The following is a 16958-nucleotide window of genomic DNA, read 5'->3' on the forward strand; positions in this document are numbered from 1 at the left end:
CAGTATTTGGCTAGTCAGCTCATGCTTGGGTAGTGAATTCTTACGTGGCTCGTCAGCTCGTGTTGGGAAGATAGCTCGGATGTAACTAATCAGCTGCTCAGGCGCGCTCTGGCCGTCGCGTCGTCGTCCACATGTGGAAGAGTGATCCGCACGGTAAGCCCGCCACCAGGTGTTTCGTGTACGCTCGCAGTGCCGCCGTGAGCTTGAGTGATCGCAGAAACGATGGCGAGGCCAAGCCCGGAACCACCCGAATCGCGGCAGCGCGAATCGTCGATTCGGAAGAACCGCTCGAAGATGCGTTCACGATTTTCCTCGTCGATGCCATTGCCATGATCGCGAACTTCGATGATAGCGTGTGAGGTTTCTTCGGAGATTCCCACAGCCACTTCAACCGGCGTTCCCTCAGGGGTGTGAGTGAGCGCATTGTTGAGCAGATTCGCAATCACTTGGGTGATGCGGTTTTGATCGGCAAGCACAACCACGGGTTCAACATCGGCTCCGTTGAGTGCCACGACTTTAGCAGCACGTTCCGGTGCGCGTGCATGGAAGTCGCTAATTGCATTTTCAGCGATGCTTGCGAGCTCGATTTTTGTGAGGTTCAGCGGTCGGCCCTCATCAAGCCGCGCGAGCTGTAGGAGGTCTTCGACGAGGTCACCCATGCGACTTGCTTCAGATTCGACTCGTTCAAATGCGCGGCTTACTTCGTTTTCTGGCACGCCGCCGAGTCGGTAGAGTTCAGCGTAGCCGCGGACTGTGGCTAGCGGGGTGCGCAGCTCATGTGAAGCATCGGAGACGAAGCGCCGCATATTTTGTTCAGATTTTTGTTGTATTTTGAAAGCGCGTTCGATTTTACCCAGCATGTCATTGATGGAATCGCCCAAAAGGCCGATTTCAGTGCCTTCAGCTGCTGGTGGTATACGGGTAGAGAGATCGCCAGCAGCAACGGCGTGAGTAGCCTGTTCAATGGTGCGTAAGTGGCGCAGTGAGCGTTGGACGAGCAGGTAAGACAGCAGCGCACCAAGTAAGATGATCGCGAGCGACATCAGCGTCATCATGTGAATGAGATTGTCGACCGCCATGTGGACCGAGGTGAGCGGATGGGCAATCACAACAGTGCCCGCTGATTGCGCCGTGAGTTGTGATCGTAGTTCTACAGTGATGGTGCGCCATTCGATGTCGTGGCGCGTTCCATGTACTGTTTGTGGCTGGCTACTCGCCGTTTTGGCGAGCTGTTCAGGGTGTTCTGGGACTCCAGAATCTTCACGAACCTGGGAGTGGATCACTTCTACCGGATTCGTGCCATTGAGGTGCACGTAGAAATAAAAATTTGATGGCAGAACCTGCGTTTGTGAACCATTGACGAGCTGTTCAACGGTTTGGCTTGCAATCAGTTTTCCCGACGACGTCAGGGATTTATCGACTTCGTCAATGAGGTAGGTGCGCAAAGTCATCGCCACAAGAAACAGAACTGCTGCTAAAACGGCGCTAATGAGCGCCACTGTGATGATGACGAGTCGCCAAGACAGCGTCTTGTAGAATCTGAGTTTTAGCTCACCGCGCACTTGATACCACTGTTTCTTAGGGTTGGGTTATTTCCCGCTACGAAGCACATATCCGATTCCACGCTTCGTGTGAATGAGTGGAACGAGTTTTTCTGCTTCATCGGGATCGGTGATACCTAGTGATTCTGCTGAGTCGATCTTGCGTCGCAAATATGAGATGTAGGATTCAACGATGGAGACTTCGCCTTGCCAATCGTATTCCCACACGTGGTCGAGAATTTGAATTTTGGACACGACGCGTTCCTTGTTGATCATAAGGTAGCGCAGGAGTTTGAACTCTGTTGGCGATAGTTCGATTTCGCGCCCTGCTCGCTTCACCTCATAGGAATCTTCGTTGAGTTCGAGGTCAAGGTAACGAATAATTGACTCGCCCATATCCGTTGGGTGGGTGCGGCGAAGAACGGCGCGGATACGTGCCACGACTTCCTCGAGGGAGAACGGCTTGGTGATGTAGTCGTCTCCACCTACTGTTAAGCCTTGGATTTTGTCTTGTACGTCGTCTTTTGCAGTGAGGAAGAGGACGGGTAGTTCTGGTTCGCGCTCTCTTAGCCGACGCAAGACTTCGAAACCGTCCATATCTGGCAGCATGATGTCGAGAACGACGAGATCTGCTCCAAATGAGGATTCAACTGTTAAGGCCTCGTGTCCGTTTTGTGCTACTTCAACTGCGAATCCAGCAAAACGTAAGGAGACCGAAAGGAGCTCGCGAATATTGCGCTCGTCGTCGACAACGAGGATACGTGCTTCAGGTTCTTTATTTCCGGTCATGTTACCAGTATCCTTTCTATTCCTGAGAGCTTGCTGGGAGTTTCACGGAAAAGAGCTTGGGCTGGGTTGGGTGTGCCGGCGTCGTTTGGCCGGCACACCCAACCGCCGGGTTAGATGAACTGGTAAGGATCGAATTCGTCGATTTCGATTGGCGATACTCGTGAAAGTGGAACATTGAATGCCTGAACATCATATTCAAGATCAACGATTTCTAGGCCGCGATCTTCGAGTTCTGCCAGCGAAGTTGCCAGGTACTCTCGGAAACAGATGATTGCTACACGATGCCCAAGGTCGAGAAGCTTTTCAATCTGTGGCAGGTAGTCCACGTCGTGTGAAGCAAGGACGACGTCGGCGCCTGGGCGATCTTTCGCAATCGCCTCGAGTGTGCGCTGGATTCCCATATCGACGATTTTGAGCTCGGGGTTTTCGGAGGTGAGCAGTACTGGATTCCAGCCGATAGCAAGTAGCGCTTGCACGAAGGTCATCGCTGTGCGCTGTGAAGCGTTGAGGAAGAATAGACCGTTTGGTCGTGGAGTTTGCTCTTCATTTTGGGAAGCATCGTTAACGCGAGCAGCTGATGCATTGGTGTGGCCAAACTGTGCATTTTCACTGCTCGTGCTTGTGGCACTAAAAGTTCCAGGGTGGGGAACAGGCCGGTTTACCTGTTGTGAGCTGCTTGAGCAAGTATTTTCTCCTGAATTGGACTCAGCAACAGGCTCTGACGTGGAGTTTTCTTCGTCTGGATCAGTGAACGCTGGGCACTGAGAAAGTGCGGGACAACGCTGAGCAGACCAAGGATGGAATCGCAACACGCGATCCCAACGAGGGCGCTCATCGGCTCGTGGAAAATGCTTGAGAATATTTACGCCAAGTGTGGCATCAATGTTTTCACCATCAATAAGAAAATAAATTGGATTCATAGCTTCTATTGTAGTGGTAAATAGATTTGTGGGAGTGCCGATCTCATCGGCACTCCCACAAAAGGCTAAGAATTGCTCAAATTCTAGTATGCGGTGAATTCTTTACCTTCTAGCTGTGGCTTGCTCTCGCCTGCCTGCAATGCGGCAAGACGAGCTTCAATCTCGGCATTGTGTGAAGAATCTTCGAGCTCAGCGAACTGATCTTCGAGAGAGGATGCCGATACTTCTGCGCGGCCAGCTGCGAGAGCTTCTTCGCGTCGGATCTTGTCTTCAAAGCGGCCTAGCTCAGATGTTGGATCGAGAACATTAATTGATCCAAGCGCGTCGTGAACTTGGTTCTGCGCATCAACCGTCTTTTGCCGAGCAACGAGTTGATCTCGCTTCGACTTGAGCTGGTCAAGTTTCGAACGCATCACATTCAAGCCATCTTTGAGCTTGGCCACGACTTCTTCTTGGGAAGCGATCATTGGTTCAGCAGAGCGAGCTTCCTGCTCGGATTGGATCTGACGTTCGAGTGCGATCTTTGCAAGGTTGTTGAATTTCTCGGCGCCCTCAGTGTTGCCCGCAGCAGTCATTTCTTTTGCCTTGGCTACTGCTGCTGCAGCTTTCTGCCCCCACTCGCGCGCGGATTCTACGTCCTCGTTGTAATCTGCTTGCGCTAGGCGGAGATTACCAACGGTAACTGCCACGGCGTCTTCTGCTTCGGAGATGGAATTGGTGTAATCACGAACCATTTGGTCGAGCATCTTTTGGGGATCTTCGGCGCGATCAAGCAATGCGTTAATATTTGCTTTCGCGAGTTGGCTGATTCGGCCTAGGATCGACTGTTTTTCCGCCATAGGATGTGCCTTTCTGTGCGTACGTTTGAGTACTAATACCTATAGTAATTGCTTGTCTGTGCGTGGGCTGGCCAAATATGCTCCTAGCTTGACCCACCGCGATTGCATAGCTCGTGCTTTAGAAACCTTCTCGGAATCCACCTCCGTCACCTCCGAAGTCGAAGCCGCCACCGCCAAAGCTGATGTCGCTATCGCCTCCGAAATCAATATTTCCTCCATTGATTGAGCCAAAGCCACCGTTATTGGAATGCCCGTTGAGAATGGAACCGAGGATGACTCCGGCGAGGAAATTGCCTCCACCCATTGAGTTTCCTCTACCAAATACAGGCGATCCCATTCCGCCGCCATTGAAAGCCTCTACGCTTTGCTGAGCTACTCGTAGTGCGCGACTTGCTAAATCGCGGGCTTGCTCCAATTCAGAAAGCTGCTGTTCTAACGGGGCATTGCTCCCTTGATTTCGGATCATGATCTCTTTCGCACGAGCTAGATGCGTGCGTGCAGTATGATCTACTCCGCTGCGGTAGGTATTGATGAAATCCTCCGCTTCATCAATTGCTGCTTGAGCTTGTGCGCGCAGCGAATCTGCATGCGCGGCTAAACGATTGCGATTTTCTTCTGCTTCGCGCACGTGCATGAGGGCTAGATCGATTTCCGCTTCGGCGCTTTGAAGCTCCTCATTGATGGCAAGCACGTCAATATCTGCGCTGCTTTGAGCTTTTGCTAATACTGCTTGTGCTCTATCTTTAGCGGCGGCAATGCGCGCATCTCCTGCTCCAAGCCGCTGTGCGTCAGAAACATCGGAGCTGAGGGATTCAATATTGGCATGCAAGCGCTCTTGAGCTTGCCCGAGTAGCGTCGGTGCGTCGTCAATACGCTTTATCATTGCTGCCGCTTGATTAACAGTAGCTTCAGCGAGCTGTAGATAAGGCACAGCCGAGGTTTTCTTGCCAGCGTTTATTTGATTTTGGACTTGCTCAGCAGTTTTGGAAACACTTGTGAGCAGCGTCGTGATTTGCTCGGGGTAAGTGCGCAATGAGCTGAGCAAAGATGCGTTGAAGCTCAGCGCCAAGTGCTCTAATTTTGCGTTGACAAGTGGAAGTTGCTCAGATATTTCTTGAGCGCGAGTGGTAATCTCACTCAGTTTTTCTTCAACTCGTGAAGCGAGGTTTCGCAATTCGGAAAAACTTTGTTTTTGGCTGTCCAGATTTGCTTGCGCCTGTTCAACAAGCTGCAAGATTTCATTGTTCATCGCATATTGTTCGGCGGGAGTTTCCGGATCCGGATCATCGAGCGTGGTACGAATTGCAAACGCCTTTTGCATGGCGGTTTGCGCCTGGGCGAGTACGGCTTCAAAGTCTTTGGTGGCTTCGGTACCAAACTCAGCCCGAGCAAATTCCAACTCGGCGACAGCTGAACGAACGTCGTCGTCGGTCTTAATGAGCTCAGACGAAGCGTGTTGCGATAATTTTGCAAGATCCTGGGCTTGAGCCGCTGCACTTTGCTTGCGCTTCTTTCGCGACCAAGCGTAAATACCGCCGCCCACTACCGCGGCGCCACCAATGAGGACGCCTGCGCCGATCATGCCGCCGTTTCCAAGTGATTGCCCATTTGCTAATTTGAGTCCATTGTCTGCTAACTCTTGCAGGCCATCATCCCATTTGCCCTCGTGAAAACTCGCCAACACCGATTTTGTGGTTGCCTCCTTGAGCTGTGTTTTAGTTAGACCCGCACCTCCAGAAAAAGCTCCTAGCTCAGATGTATTGACTGAGATCGCGATCAAGGAATCGTACTTCTGCAACTTGGATTTAATGAACGTCTGGTGAGCCCAATCTTGTGCATCTAATCCAGAAAAATCCTTCACAACGACTATCCACAAGTCTTTACCAGGAACTTTGTTCAAAGTGCTGAGTATTGCAGCGTCGTCTTTAGCCACATCAGCTAAATCTTGGAAATTTGAATCCAATGCCACGGGATCTTCGGCGTACGCCAAACCGGGAACCGAAAGGATTCCCAAACATAGGCCTGTAGCTGCGGTAATTTTTTGTAATAGCTTCAAAGAAGTCACATCCTTGCGGAAAAGTAGCGGAGTGTTGAACTCATTTCACATTCTACCAATCGCTCCCGCCAAAAATGCTTGCCAATGCATCAAAATGATTCCCATTGTGTTAATAGCGAAGAATCGAAGCCGCAGTCTGCACGTCTGCTGTTTATTACTCCGCTTATCTTTTTGGCACAGATGCTGTACATTAGTGAGACTGGTCTGATAGCTAGGGTCTTGCTTCGAAAGATGTCATAATGGGAATAGTTCAGACCATATACGTGAATGAAATATAGATTCCGCAGCCAAGCTGCAAGGAAATGGAGAATTACTGTGCCTACTGGAAAAGTGAAGTTCTTTGACGAGAATAAGGGCTTTGGTTTCATTATGGGCGACGACGGAAACGAAGTTTACCTACCTGGAACCTCTGTTCCTTTGGGAACACGGTTGCGTCCGGGGATGCGCGTTGAGTACGGCGTCGGCGAAACACGCCGGGGAGCTGCGGCGTTGCAGGTATCAGTGATTCGCAAGGAAGCTTCCTTGGCCGAAAAGAATCGGCGCTCTCCAGAAGAGATCGTGCCATTGATTGAGGACCTCATCAAGATTCTCGATCACGCATCGACGCAGCTACATCGCGGACGCTACCCAGAAGGTGGTCCGCGCATTGCGCAGGCGCTGCGGGCTTTAGCAGAGGATTTCGATGTCTGATAACCGTATCCATCCACGTCAGAAGCTTACGAAAGAGAAAGTTCTCGCTCAGGCGATCGACGCCGCCCGCGAGGCTCTTTTTGACATCACACAAGAAAAGCACATTGGTGAACATGCTGGTCTTGTGCAAGAGGGAGAACGAGTCATTACTCATGCTTTCGTGTGTTTAATGCCTGGTTATCGTGGATGGTTCTGGACGGTGACGCTCTCGCGTGCGCCACGCAAGCACGACATTACGGTTAGTGAGGTTTCGCTTCGGCCAGGAGAAGATGCACTTTTGGCTCCGGAGTGGATACCGTGGGCGGATCGCCTCTCACCTGCTGATATTGGGCCGTCCGATCGACTTCCTTACAAGCCTGATGACGCTCGTTTGCAAGCTTATGACCACGATCTTATGCAAGGTTACGAGGAGACGGGCGTAGATGCGGATGCCGCTGTTCAGTGGGAACTTGGGCTGGGTCGCGCGCGCGTGCTTTCCGACGCCGGGCGGGCTGCGGCTTTCCGCCGTTGGTACCGTTCTGATTCTGGGCCGCGCAATCAGGGCACTCGCGATGCGCAGGCGCAGTGTTCTTCGTGTGGTTTCTTTATGAAGATGGACGGATCGGCTCGCCAGCTTTTCGGCGTTTGTGCTAATGAGTGGTCGCCTTTTGACGGGCGGGTAGTATCGCTCGATCACGGTTGCGGCGCGCACTCTGAAACCGATACCAAAAAGACTCATTCGCTTTGGGATCAGGCAAAACCTGTTATTGACGAACTTGAGATTGAGGTAAAATCACAGCAGTGAGCAGGTAATATTCTTGCCTGTATGCCTCGATATAACTGGAAATTTCGGCTCAGTTGGAACGGATGGAATAGTGGAGCGTTTACAAGGTCGAATCCGAGACTACTCATGGGGTTCCGAACGCACGATTCCGGAGTTTTTTGGTTTTGAGCCGGCGGGCAAGCCGATTGCTGAGCTGTGGTTGGGTGCGCACGTCGGTGCTCCGGCGGTGATTACCGCAGACGCGAGCGCGCCCGGCGTCGTCGTGGAAGAAATCCGCACGTATGCCAAGCAAATAGATACTGAGCGTGGCAAGCCAATAGATACTGAGCGGTCGGATCTTTTTCTCAATACTTATATAGGGCGTGATCCGCACGGATTTTTGGGCGACGACGTCGTGCAGCAGCTTGGTGCGCGCCTGCCGTTTTTGTTGAAACTGATTGCGCCCGCGCAGCCGTTGTCTTTGCAAGTCCATCCCTCACGAGTGCAGGCGATCGCCGGTTTTGACCGGGAAAATACAGCAGGCATCGACAGGTTTGCGGCGAATCGAAGCTATCGGGATCGTCGTCATAAACCTGAACTTGTGTATGCTTTGACGGATTTTGACGCTCTCGTAGGATTTCGTGCACCTCGGCGGATCATGGGTGTTTTGAGTGGTTTGGGAACGTCCGTTACGCGGCATATGTTCACTCTCATTTCAGATAATCCCAATTCTGTGGGTGTGCGGCAGGCGTTTTCCTACCTGCTCAATGAGGAAACTCGACCCGATCCGGATGAAGTAGCTGCGGTTGTTGAAGCCTGTGCCCGCCGTCGTCCGGAAGAATCTCCATCGGCTCGCGCAGACGCAATCGTGGCGCGACTCGCGCGCAGCTATCCGCAAGATCCAGGCGTGGTGGCGTCTTTGCTGCTCAACCCGGTTAATCTACATCCTGGTGAGGCGTTGTTTATCCCGGTTGGTACAGTTCATGCTTATTTGTCGGGTTTCGGAGTTGAAGTGATGGCGAACTCGGACAATGTGCTGCGCGCCGGATTAACCTCGAAGCATATCGACACGGCTGAGCTGCTCAATGTGATGGATACCGTGGCCGCACCCCCAATTCGTATTGCCCCAGAGCGAGTTAATGCAGTTCAGTCCACATTTTATGCGCCAGTTGACGATTTTGAGCTGTCGATTATCGAAGCGCGGGCAGACCAAGGGATGCATCAGCTACATGGGATAGGGCCGCGGATTATGTTGTGCCTGGAGGGGGAAGTTACCTTGTGGACGCCCGCAGCAAGCTGTGATCTCCGCGCTGGTCAGGCGGTTTTTATTGGGGCCGACGACGGTCGTGTTTCGGTTCGCGGTGGCGGTCGGTTGATTATGGCGGACGTTCCCTAGGATTGGCCAAGAGGCTAGGTTCAACCAACCGGCTCGGCCTACTGGCTCGGCTCGGCCGGCAGCATCGATTTCGTGTGGCGCGCAGCGCAACTTTGCTGATTATATCGCTATGTGAACGAAATAGTTCCGTATTTTGGAATCGCCTTTGGGATTGACGGTTTTGCCCTGAGAATTATTTAGTGAATAAGACTCAAGGGGCTGCTCCCACAAAGCAGAATAACGGTTCATGGCTAGACTCATACTTTAGTATTTCCGCACGTAATTCCTCTGTGCGGAGCGAAATCCGCGGCGGTTTCGTCACGTTCCTTTCGATGGTCTATATCCTCGTTCTGAATCCCATTATTCTCTCTGGGCCGGATTCAACGGGTGGGTTCCTCGGTGGAGGCACACAGGCGAATGTGCCTGCAATTGCGGCCGCAACCGCGCTGGTTGCAGGCTTGATGACGATCTTGATGGGCTCAGTTGCCAACTTCCCTATGGCATTGGCGGCCGGTCTCGGACTCAACTCCGTCGTCGCGTTCTCGCTGGTGCAATTGCCGGGAATGACGTGGGCCGACGGTATGGGAATTATCGTCATCGAGGGTATCGTCATTATTTTGCTCGTGCTCACCGGCTTGCGTGAAGCTATCTTCCGTGCGATTCCTAAGTTCTTACGAGTCGCTATTTCGGTTGGCATCGGAATGTTTATTGCCCTGATCGGTTTTTCGAATGCTGGCCTGGTCAAAGGTAATAAGACCGGACCAACCCTGTTGAACTTCGGAAACTTTGGTTCGATCGATACTTGGCCACTCGTCGTCTTCATCTTGGGCCTGTTCATCACGTTTATTTTGATGGTGCGCCGCATTCCAGGTGCGATTTTGGTAGGAATTTTGGTTTCTACAATTCTCGCTTTCGTGGTGGAAGCTATCGCACACCTTGGGCCAATGATGAGCGCAGACGGAAAAGTTGCCAACCCAGGCGGCTGGAGCGGATCAGTTCCTACCTTTGGTGGATCGCTTGTACAAATTCCTGAATTCTCGACGCTCGGGCAGTTCTCAATTACCGGTCCATTCCAAAAGCTCGGTGTTATTGCGGTAGTAGTACTTGCTTTCACCGTTATGCTTGCAGACTTTTTCGACACGATGGGCACGATGGTGGCCGTGGGATCGGAAGCGAAACTGCTCGATGCCGATGGTAACCCGCCACGCACTCGCTCTATCCTGCTCATTGACTCCATCGCCGCTGTTGCTGGTGGTATGGGTGGCGTTTCGTCTAATACTTCCTTTGTGGAATCGACGTCGGGTGTTGCCGACGGCGCTCGCACCGGTTTCGCATCGGTTGTCACCGGTGTGCTGTTTATTCTTTCGACGCTGCTCGCACCGCTAGTTTCGCTTGTGCCGAGTGAAGCCGCTGCTCCTGCCTTGGTTGCGGTGGGCGTCTTGATGATGCAGCAGGTAGCTGAGATTGAGTGGAAAGATTTGGGAATTGCAGTTCCTGCATTCTTGACGATCGCTTTCATGCCATTCGGTTACTCAATCACTGTTGGAATCGGCGTTGGCTTTATCGCCTACATCGTGATGGAAGCTGTGACCGGGCGGGCGCGTAAAGTTCATCCACTCATGTATGTTGTGGGCTTGCTTTTCGTGCTCTACTTCGTCATGGGACCGATCCAGCATTGGCTCGGTATCGCATAAATTAGACCTAATTGGGCGCTGCTGCGGCTTTTATCCCCTTAACCGCAGCACGGGGGTGGCAGTCAAAGACTGCCACCCCTCATTAATTCCAGTATGTTCAGCAGGCGTGCTGTTCCAGCGTGCGTATGGTTTCAGCACCGTTTTGTTGAGTACTGCATGTTGTTGAGTACTGTGTTGTCGTGTTAATCAGGCCTTCTGTGCGAATCGCTATTTAGACCTTTCGCGCTAGTCCCTATTTAGACCTTTCACACTAATTGTTAATCAGGAGTTCCAGGCAAGCCACAAGCGCTTCAATATCGGATTTTTCGACTGATGGGAATGTGGCAATTCGGAATTGATTCCTGCCCAATGAACGGTAGGGGTCGATGTCGACTATTCCGTGTTCGCGCAGCTTGGCCGAGATTTTTTTGGTATCTACCGAGTCGTCAAAATCGATCGTCACGACCACAGGCGAACGATATTTTTCTTCTCTTATATAAGGGTTAGCAAGCGGATTTTCCTCAGCCCACTTATATAGGTATCCCGATGAGTTGCGGCAACGCTGAGCCATTGCCGCAATGCCGCCTTGATCCAACATCCACGCCAACTGATTCTGCATCAGGGCAAGCGTTGAGATTGCAGGCGTGTTGAGTGTTTGATCTTTTCGAGAATTGTCTAAAGCCATGCTCAAGTTGAGAAAATCTGGCACCCACCGTTCAGTGCAGTGGCGTTCAATGCGCTCAATCGCAGCTGGAGAGGCGAAAGCGAACCACAGACCGCCGTCGGCTCCAAAACATTTTTGCGGCGAGAAATAGTAAAAGTCCACGGCAGCGGCGTCGAATAGTGCTCCACCTGCGATCGAAGTGCCGTCGACGATCGTCAGCGCATTCTCGTTCCCGTAACGAGCCAAGGGGCTCATCGCGCCGGTGGAGGTTTCGTTGTGCGCATAGAGATACGAGTCGATATGCTCAGCTTCTTGATTGACGACGACGCTTCCAGGCGCCGTCTCCAACACATCCGTTTCTTTGAGCCAGGGTGCGCGTTGGAGAGCGCGGGCAGCTTTTCCAGAAAATTCACCAATAACTGCAGCGTGGGCGTGTGAATTGACGAGGTTGAATGGAATTGCGTCCCACAGAGCGCTTGCGCCGCCATTGCCAAGAAGTACTTCGTAGCCATCGGGTAGAGCGAAGAGTTCGCTCAGGGCACTGCGGATTTCGCCCACTAACATTTTCACTGGTTGCTGCCGATGTGACGTGCCAAATGGAGCAGTTTTCAAAGACTCAACTTGGGCGATACGCACTTTGGAAGGTCCGGAACCAAAGCGCCCGTCGTCGGGAAGTAAATCTGCGCGAATCTCAACCATAAGTTAATCATTGCACCAAAATGAGGTGATGCGTGCGCGTGGTCAGAGTGTGGAAGCAATTGGGTGTAGAAATTTGGCCTATCTTCGGTAGGAAATATGGCGCACCTTAGCATTAGAATGGAGACGTTCAATTTTAGAAATTCTGTGCATGGCACGAAAAGTCGAAGGTGATGGTCTTTTGAAGCGCAAGTCGCTGCTGAAAGTCCATAAAGACAGCTAAGAGCCATAAAACAACAAGGAGCGGTACGTGAGCGATCTTATCGATACCACAGAGATGTACCTCAAAACAGTCTATGAACTGGAAGAAGAAGGTATTCCTGCGCTGCGCGCACGTATTGTTGAACGCTTGGGTCAGTCTGGGCCGACGGTTTCGGAAACGGTTGCACGCATGGAGCGTGATGGTCTGGTGACTGTGGGGGAGGATCGTCGCGTACGTTTTACCGAGGCGGGATTACGACGCGCGGCTAAGGTGATGCGTCGTCACCGTCTCGTTGAGCGCTTGTTGCGTGACGTTATTAAGCAGCCGTGGGAACAGATTCATGACGAAGCGTGCCGTTGGGAGCATGTGGTCTCCGACGACGTCGCTAACCGAATCGAGGACATGCTCAATTCTCCTGAAACGGATCCGTTTGGCAATCCGATACCAACGAGGTTCGCTTTTGATCCGGTGAAGAATTCCGCTACTAACCAGGGATTGCGGCGGCTATCTGACGTAGTGCCGCCGGAGGGGGAGCATGCTGCTTTTACTGTGAAGCGAATTGCGGAAAATGTGCAAACCGATTTTGATGAGTTGGCTGCGCTGATTGAATCGGGGCTGACGCCGGGCGTGGCGATTGATGTTGAGGCTTCTGGTAGTGCGATGATCGTCGTGCATATTGGCGATGACGTGCTTGAACTTTCGAGGTTGGTAGCCCAGTCTATTTTTGTGGCATAGGTGAGTGTCTCTTAAGTTAACAAAACGTAACAAAAAGATGTAATCTGCGTTACATTTTGTTGTGAAGCGATGCGGGGTCGATTTTTGCGTGAAATTGTCGCTTTTGCGAAACCGCAGCTTAAGGTTGTAAAAGTCCCAACATTTTGAGTAGAAATTGAATGTTACAAAAACGTTATAGAATCGTGACCTAATCCACTGTTACATAATTGTGACAATCCGTTGCGAAGTCGTTATGCTAAAACCTGTTGAAGAAGTTATGTATTCGTTAGGGCATAACCCAAATCAAAAAACATTGGAGACAGTTAATGGCTGGACGTCACTTAATGGTGGAGGCAACTCCTGGCTTTTTAGGGAAGCAGGGGGTGAAAGGTTTTATTACCGCCTCCGCGGCAGGAACTCTTCTTGGAATTGGAGCTCCTGCGGCATTCGCTGCACCACAGCAGACACAGGCTGCTACTACAACCCAGACTGCGGTAGCCGCAACTGTCTCGCTAAGTTCTGAGCAGCCACGTTTCGATATCCCAGACGTTGAAGTGCAAACCACCGCAAACGGAACGCCAGCAGGTGATTGGTCGATTTCGGATGTGCAGGTGGATGTGAAAGCTCCTGCAGCTCAGGCTGAGCAGACTGATCGTACAACGACTCGTACTGCTGCGCGCACCGCTCGCACTGAAGAAGCTAAAACTGCACAGGATGCTCCGGTCTTTGATGAAAACGTTCCAAATGTAGGTTCGCGCGGCGCATCTGTGGTTGCTTTTGCTCGTCAGTTTGCCGGCGCTCCTTACCGCGCAGGTGGTTCAACGCCAGCTGGTTGGGACTGCTCTGGATTTACTTCTTATGTTTACGCACACTTCGGCGTATCTTTGCCACACCAGTCAGGTGCACAGGCAAGCTTCGGAGTTCGCGTTTCGCGCGCTGAAGCTCAGCCAGGCGATATTGTGTACTGGCCGGGTCACGTAGCGATCTACACTGGCAATGGTATGCATATCGGTGCTGAGAATACTCGTATGGACACCGTTGAGCGTCCAATCTACGGTAATCCGATCTTCATCCGTATTCCGTGATTTTATAAACTTCGAAAATGACCGCCGTTTATCGGCGGTCATTTTGTTTTGTGGAGGGTTGTGTGCTTGATAGCTTCTCTGTCTTTAGTGGAACTTGAGGCTACAGGTGTGAACACCATTGTGAAACAACAGGGTGCGCCAACGCTGTGTGACGTGCGATAATAGAGTCACCTACTAAGGAGGCTATTATGGCTCATGACAATGTGGTTGTGGTTGGTGTTGATGGTTCGGAACCGTCAGTTTCGGCTCTCAAATGGGCGCTTGAGCAGGCTCGCAAGCGTGATGCTGAGCTTCGGTTAGTGTGTGTATATGAGCTGCCGTCATATGCGGCGCATACGGTAGCTACCGGACATATCGCTGAAGAGGGTCAGCATCTGTATGCCGCTGCCGAGAAGATGATTACCTCGATGGCGAAGTCCGTTGAGGGGCAGGGCGTCAAGGTGAGTTGGGAGCTGGTAGACGGCGATCCATCCGAGGTTCTCGTCGAAATGTCAAAGACGGTTGCGCTGATCGTCGTTGGCGGTACAGCATCGCGTTCGGGGCGTATCGCAGATCGTTTGCTGCGCACAGTGTCGACGGCGGTGCCTGCGTACGCGTGCTGCCCGACCGTCGTTGTCCCTCACGAAGCCGTCAATGACTCGCTGCCAATAAAGCACGTGGTAGTAGGTGTGGACGGGTCTGAACATGCGAAGAAAGCGCTGCAGCGTGCGGTGTGGGAGACGGACCGCTGGGGTGGAAAGCTGTCGATTATTTGTTCGGTCAATGTGGATGCTGTGAGCTGGGTGCCGCAGTTTTCGCTTGACGACGATTTCTACGAAGAAGTTGCGGCAAATGTGGAAGAGCAGCTCGCGGAAGTCGACGAAGGTAGGGATATCGACGTCGAAGTGCATGTGATGCAAGGAAATCCGGTGGTGCTGCTGAGCGAATTTTCGAAAGAAGCGGATCTGCTGGTGCTCGGCACGCGTGGACGCGGCGGATTTAAGGGACTGCTGTTGGGTTCGACGTCGCAAGCGATTTTGGAGTATTCTGCCTGCCCAACGATGGTGGTGCCGCGGCGAGTTCGGGAGGGCGACGACGCCGGCCCGGTTCAGGTCGATGATGTTGCGTAACTTTGAACAGTGCTTTTCGAGTTGAGTGTGGGCGCGAGCCGTAAATTGGGGTGAGTGCCCACATTCAGCTAGAATGGGGAAGTCCGCCTTCGTAGCTCAGTGGATAGAGCACCGCTCTCCTAAAGCGGGTGTCGGCAGTTCGATTCTGCCCGGGGGCACTGAATCTGTGCGAGCTTTGCGCGCTGGCTGGAGCATGTTCCATGCTGGATTTTTGTGGCGGAACTGTCTGAATTGATTCGTTTACTACGGTTGTGGGCTTTATGGCGCCACAAAAATTCTGCATTTATGTATGTAGGGTGTCTGCATTTATGTATGTAGGGTGTCTGCATTTATGTATGTAGGGTGTCTGCATTTATGTATGTAGGGTGTCTGCATTTATGTATGTAGGGTGTCTGCATTTATGTATGTAGGGTGTCTGCATTTATGTATGTAGGGTGTCTGCATTTATGTATGTAGGGTGTCTGCATTTATGTATGTAGGGTGTCTGCATTTATGTATGTAGGGTGTCTGCATTTATGTATGTAGGGTGTCTGCATTTATGTATGTAGGCTGTCTGCATTTATGTATGTATGTGTTATTCTGAAGTTGTGGATACTGCAGATTTGCTGGGAAAGCCCTACTCTCCGAGAATCATTGATTCTTTAGTTGACGATGTTTTGCAAATGAGTGGAGCTGTGCTCATTGAGGGGCCACGTGGGTGTGGCAAGACGATGACTGCTGCGCACCATGCAAAATCGGCCGTGTTCTTAGATGATCAAGACACGCAGCAGCTCATCGATGTAGATCCGGGTTATCCGCTGGTAGGTGAACGCCCGCATCTCATCGATGAGTGGCAGTTGTACGAGCCAATATGGAATGAAGTGCGTAGAAGTGTTGACCGAAAAGAAGGCTTCGGTCACTATATTTTGACTGGTTCTTCAGTGCCGCGCGATGACGTTACACGACACAGTGGTGCTGGACGTTTTATACGTATCTCCCAGCGAACCATGACATGGGCAGAAAAAGGACATTCGACCGAGAAAGTTGCTTTAACATCGCTTTTTGATGGTGAGAACGTAGCTATTGACCGGCAGAAACATAGTCTCGATGAAAATTTACACGCATTATTGACCTCGGGTTTTCCCGCGCAAGTCGAGCTGCCACCCGAGCAAGCGCAGCGGGTACTGCGAGCTTATTTGGACGAGGTCACCAGAACGGATGTTCCCCGTATTGCCGATGTGCGATACGGCCCAGAAGTGCTGGACCAGCTCGTTAAGGCTTTAGCGAGATCAACTGCCTCAGAGGTAACTTTTAAGACTTTGCGTCAAGATCTGCAATCAGTCGCTCCAAATATTTCTGAAGTAACAGTAGCGAATTTGGTGGAGATTCTTGAAAGATTATTTATTGTTGAGACTGTCCCAGCTTGGGTGCCTAAACTTCGTTCAAAAGCGCGATTGCGCTTGCGTAAAAAGTATCATCTTGCAGATGCGGCATTGGCTGCTGCTGCGCTACAGGCAGGAACTGTTCAACTAAGCAAAGATTTGGAAACTACCGGTTTTCTTTTTGAGTCGGCGGCAATCCACGATTTACGAGTAATCGCGCAATCGCTGGGTGGAAATCTTTACCATTATCGGGATTCGAATGGGTATGAAATCGATGCAGTCATACATTTGAACGACGGCCGATGGGGAGCTATAGAAGTGAAATTAGGATCAGGGCAAATTGAATCTGGTGCTGAGCGTCTCCTTAAGACCGTGGAACAAATTGATGCTGATCAAGCACCGAGTTTTATGGCAGTGGTATCGGGAACAGGTATGACCTACACCCTGCCCAACGGTGTACAAACTTTCCCGCTGTTGGCACTTGGACGGCGATAAGCGTTTT

Annotated in this window: 14 protein-coding genes and 1 tRNA gene; 9 read left to right on the forward strand and 6 right to left on the reverse strand. The window is 51.6% G+C overall.

Annotated features, from left to right (window positions below; translation table 11 throughout):
• Positions 1-89: 89 nt before the first annotated feature.
• From JOD55_RS09305 to JOD55_RS02420, 5 genes are all read right to left on the reverse strand, one after another.
• The gene (locus JOD55_RS09305; RefSeq protein WP_204398306.1) at positions 90-1562 is read right to left on the reverse strand and encodes an ATP-binding protein; all 1473 of its coding nucleotides are present in this window, start codon (positions 1560-1562) and stop codon (positions 90-92) included.
• 27 nt (positions 1563-1589) lie between these two features.
• Positions 1590-2330: a response regulator transcription factor gene (locus JOD55_RS02405; RefSeq protein ID WP_204398307.1), complete on the reverse strand. Its 741-nt coding sequence runs from the start codon at positions 2328-2330 to the stop codon at positions 1590-1592.
• A gap of 110 nt (positions 2331-2440) precedes the next feature.
• Positions 2441-3250 (reverse strand): hypothetical protein, encoded by an 810-nt coding sequence (locus tag JOD55_RS09385; RefSeq protein WP_204398309.1) that lies wholly within the window; start codon positions 3248-3250, stop codon positions 2441-2443.
• Between the two features lie 83 nt (positions 3251-3333).
• Positions 3334-4089 (reverse strand): PspA/IM30 family protein, encoded by a 756-nt coding sequence (locus JOD55_RS02415; protein WP_204398311.1) that lies wholly within the window; start codon positions 4087-4089, stop codon positions 3334-3336.
• A gap of 118 nt (positions 4090-4207) precedes the next feature.
• Entirely contained in the window at positions 4208-6145 is a 1938-nt protein-coding gene (locus tag JOD55_RS02420; RefSeq protein WP_204398317.1) for a TPM domain-containing protein, read from the reverse strand.
• Positions 6146-6460: 315 nt separating this feature from the next.
• Between JOD55_RS02420 and JOD55_RS02425 the strand changes: the two genes are divergently transcribed.
• The 4 genes from JOD55_RS02425 (at position 6461) to JOD55_RS02440 (ending at position 10646) form a co-directional block, all read left to right on the forward strand.
• Positions 6461-6835 (forward strand): cold shock domain-containing protein, encoded by a 375-nt coding sequence (locus tag JOD55_RS02425; protein ID WP_204398318.1) that lies wholly within the window; start codon positions 6461-6463, stop codon positions 6833-6835.
• Positions 6828-7619, forward strand: a complete 792-nt coding sequence (locus tag JOD55_RS02430) for a DUF3027 domain-containing protein (protein ID WP_204398319.1) — start codon at positions 6828-6830, stop codon at positions 7617-7619. The genes JOD55_RS02425 and JOD55_RS02430 overlap by 8 nt, the downstream gene beginning before the upstream one ends.
• Before the next feature lie 70 nt (positions 7620-7689).
• Positions 7690-8973: a mannose-6-phosphate isomerase, class I gene (gene manA, locus JOD55_RS02435; RefSeq protein ID WP_204398320.1), complete on the forward strand. Its 1284-nt coding sequence runs from the start codon at positions 7690-7692 to the stop codon at positions 8971-8973.
• Positions 8974-9152: 179 nt separating this feature from the next.
• Positions 9153-10646 (forward strand): solute carrier family 23 protein, encoded by a 1494-nt coding sequence (locus JOD55_RS02440; RefSeq protein WP_204398321.1) that lies wholly within the window; start codon positions 9153-9155, stop codon positions 10644-10646.
• 250 nt (positions 10647-10896) lie between these two features.
• Here the strand turns inward: JOD55_RS02440 and serC are convergent, their stop codons facing one another.
• Positions 10897-11988, reverse strand: a complete 1092-nt coding sequence (gene serC / locus JOD55_RS02445) for a phosphoserine transaminase (RefSeq protein WP_204398322.1) — start codon at positions 11986-11988, stop codon at positions 10897-10899.
• 247 nt (positions 11989-12235) lie between these two features.
• On the opposite strand from serC, the gene JOD55_RS02450 reads away from it, so the two are divergent.
• The 5 genes from JOD55_RS02450 (at position 12236) to JOD55_RS02470 (ending at position 16951) form a co-directional block, all read left to right on the forward strand.
• On the forward strand, positions 12236-12922 hold the full coding sequence (locus JOD55_RS02450; protein ID WP_204398323.1) for an iron dependent repressor, metal binding and dimerization domain protein: 687 nt from the start codon (positions 12236-12238) through the stop codon (positions 12920-12922).
• Between the two features lie 305 nt (positions 12923-13227).
• Positions 13228-13986 carry a C40 family peptidase gene (locus JOD55_RS02455; RefSeq protein ID WP_204398325.1) on the forward strand — a complete coding sequence of 253 codons (759 nt, stop codon included), beginning with the start codon at positions 13228-13230 and terminating at the stop codon, positions 13984-13986.
• 188 nt (positions 13987-14174) lie between these two features.
• Positions 14175-15095, forward strand: coding sequence for a universal stress protein (locus tag JOD55_RS02460; RefSeq protein ID WP_204398327.1), 921 nt, complete (start codon positions 14175-14177; stop codon positions 15093-15095).
• Positions 15096-15180: 85 nt separating this feature from the next.
• A tRNA-Arg gene (locus JOD55_RS02465) sits at positions 15181-15253 on the forward strand.
• Positions 15254-15682: 429 nt separating this feature from the next.
• Positions 15683-16951 carry an ATP-binding protein gene (locus JOD55_RS02470; protein WP_338022179.1) on the forward strand — a complete coding sequence of 423 codons (1269 nt, stop codon included), beginning with the start codon at positions 15683-15685 and terminating at the stop codon, positions 16949-16951.
• Positions 16952-16958 lie beyond the last annotated feature (7 nt).

The sequence above is a fragment of the Arcanobacterium pluranimalium genome, assembly GCF_016907845.1.
Taxonomy (GTDB): domain Bacteria; phylum Actinomycetota; class Actinomycetes; order Actinomycetales; family Actinomycetaceae; genus Arcanobacterium_A; species Arcanobacterium_A pluranimalium.

Excerpts from the sequence above, each read along its gene's own strand:
- JOD55_RS02405 (WP_204398307.1), bottom strand. The coding sequence starts at position 2,330 with ATGACCGGAAATAAAGAACCTGAAGCACGTATCCTCGTTGTCGACGAC.
- serC (WP_204398322.1), bottom strand. The coding sequence starts at position 11,988 with ATGGTTGAGATTCGCGCAGATTTACTTCCCGACGACGGGCGCTTTGGT.
- JOD55_RS02460 (WP_204398327.1), top strand. The coding sequence starts at position 14,175 with ATGGCTCATGACAATGTGGTTGTGGTTGGTGTTGATGGTTCGGAACCG.
- JOD55_RS02415 (WP_204398311.1), bottom strand. The coding sequence starts at position 4,089 with ATGGCGGAAAAACAGTCGATCCTAGGCCGAATCAGCCAACTCGCGAAA.
- JOD55_RS02455 (WP_204398325.1), top strand. The coding sequence starts at position 13,228 with ATGGCTGGACGTCACTTAATGGTGGAGGCAACTCCTGGCTTTTTAGGG.
- JOD55_RS09385 (WP_204398309.1), bottom strand. The coding sequence starts at position 3,250 with ATGAATCCAATTTATTTTCTTATTGATGGTGAAAACATTGATGCCACA.
- JOD55_RS02430 (WP_204398319.1), top strand. The coding sequence starts at position 6,828 with ATGTCTGATAACCGTATCCATCCACGTCAGAAGCTTACGAAAGAGAAA.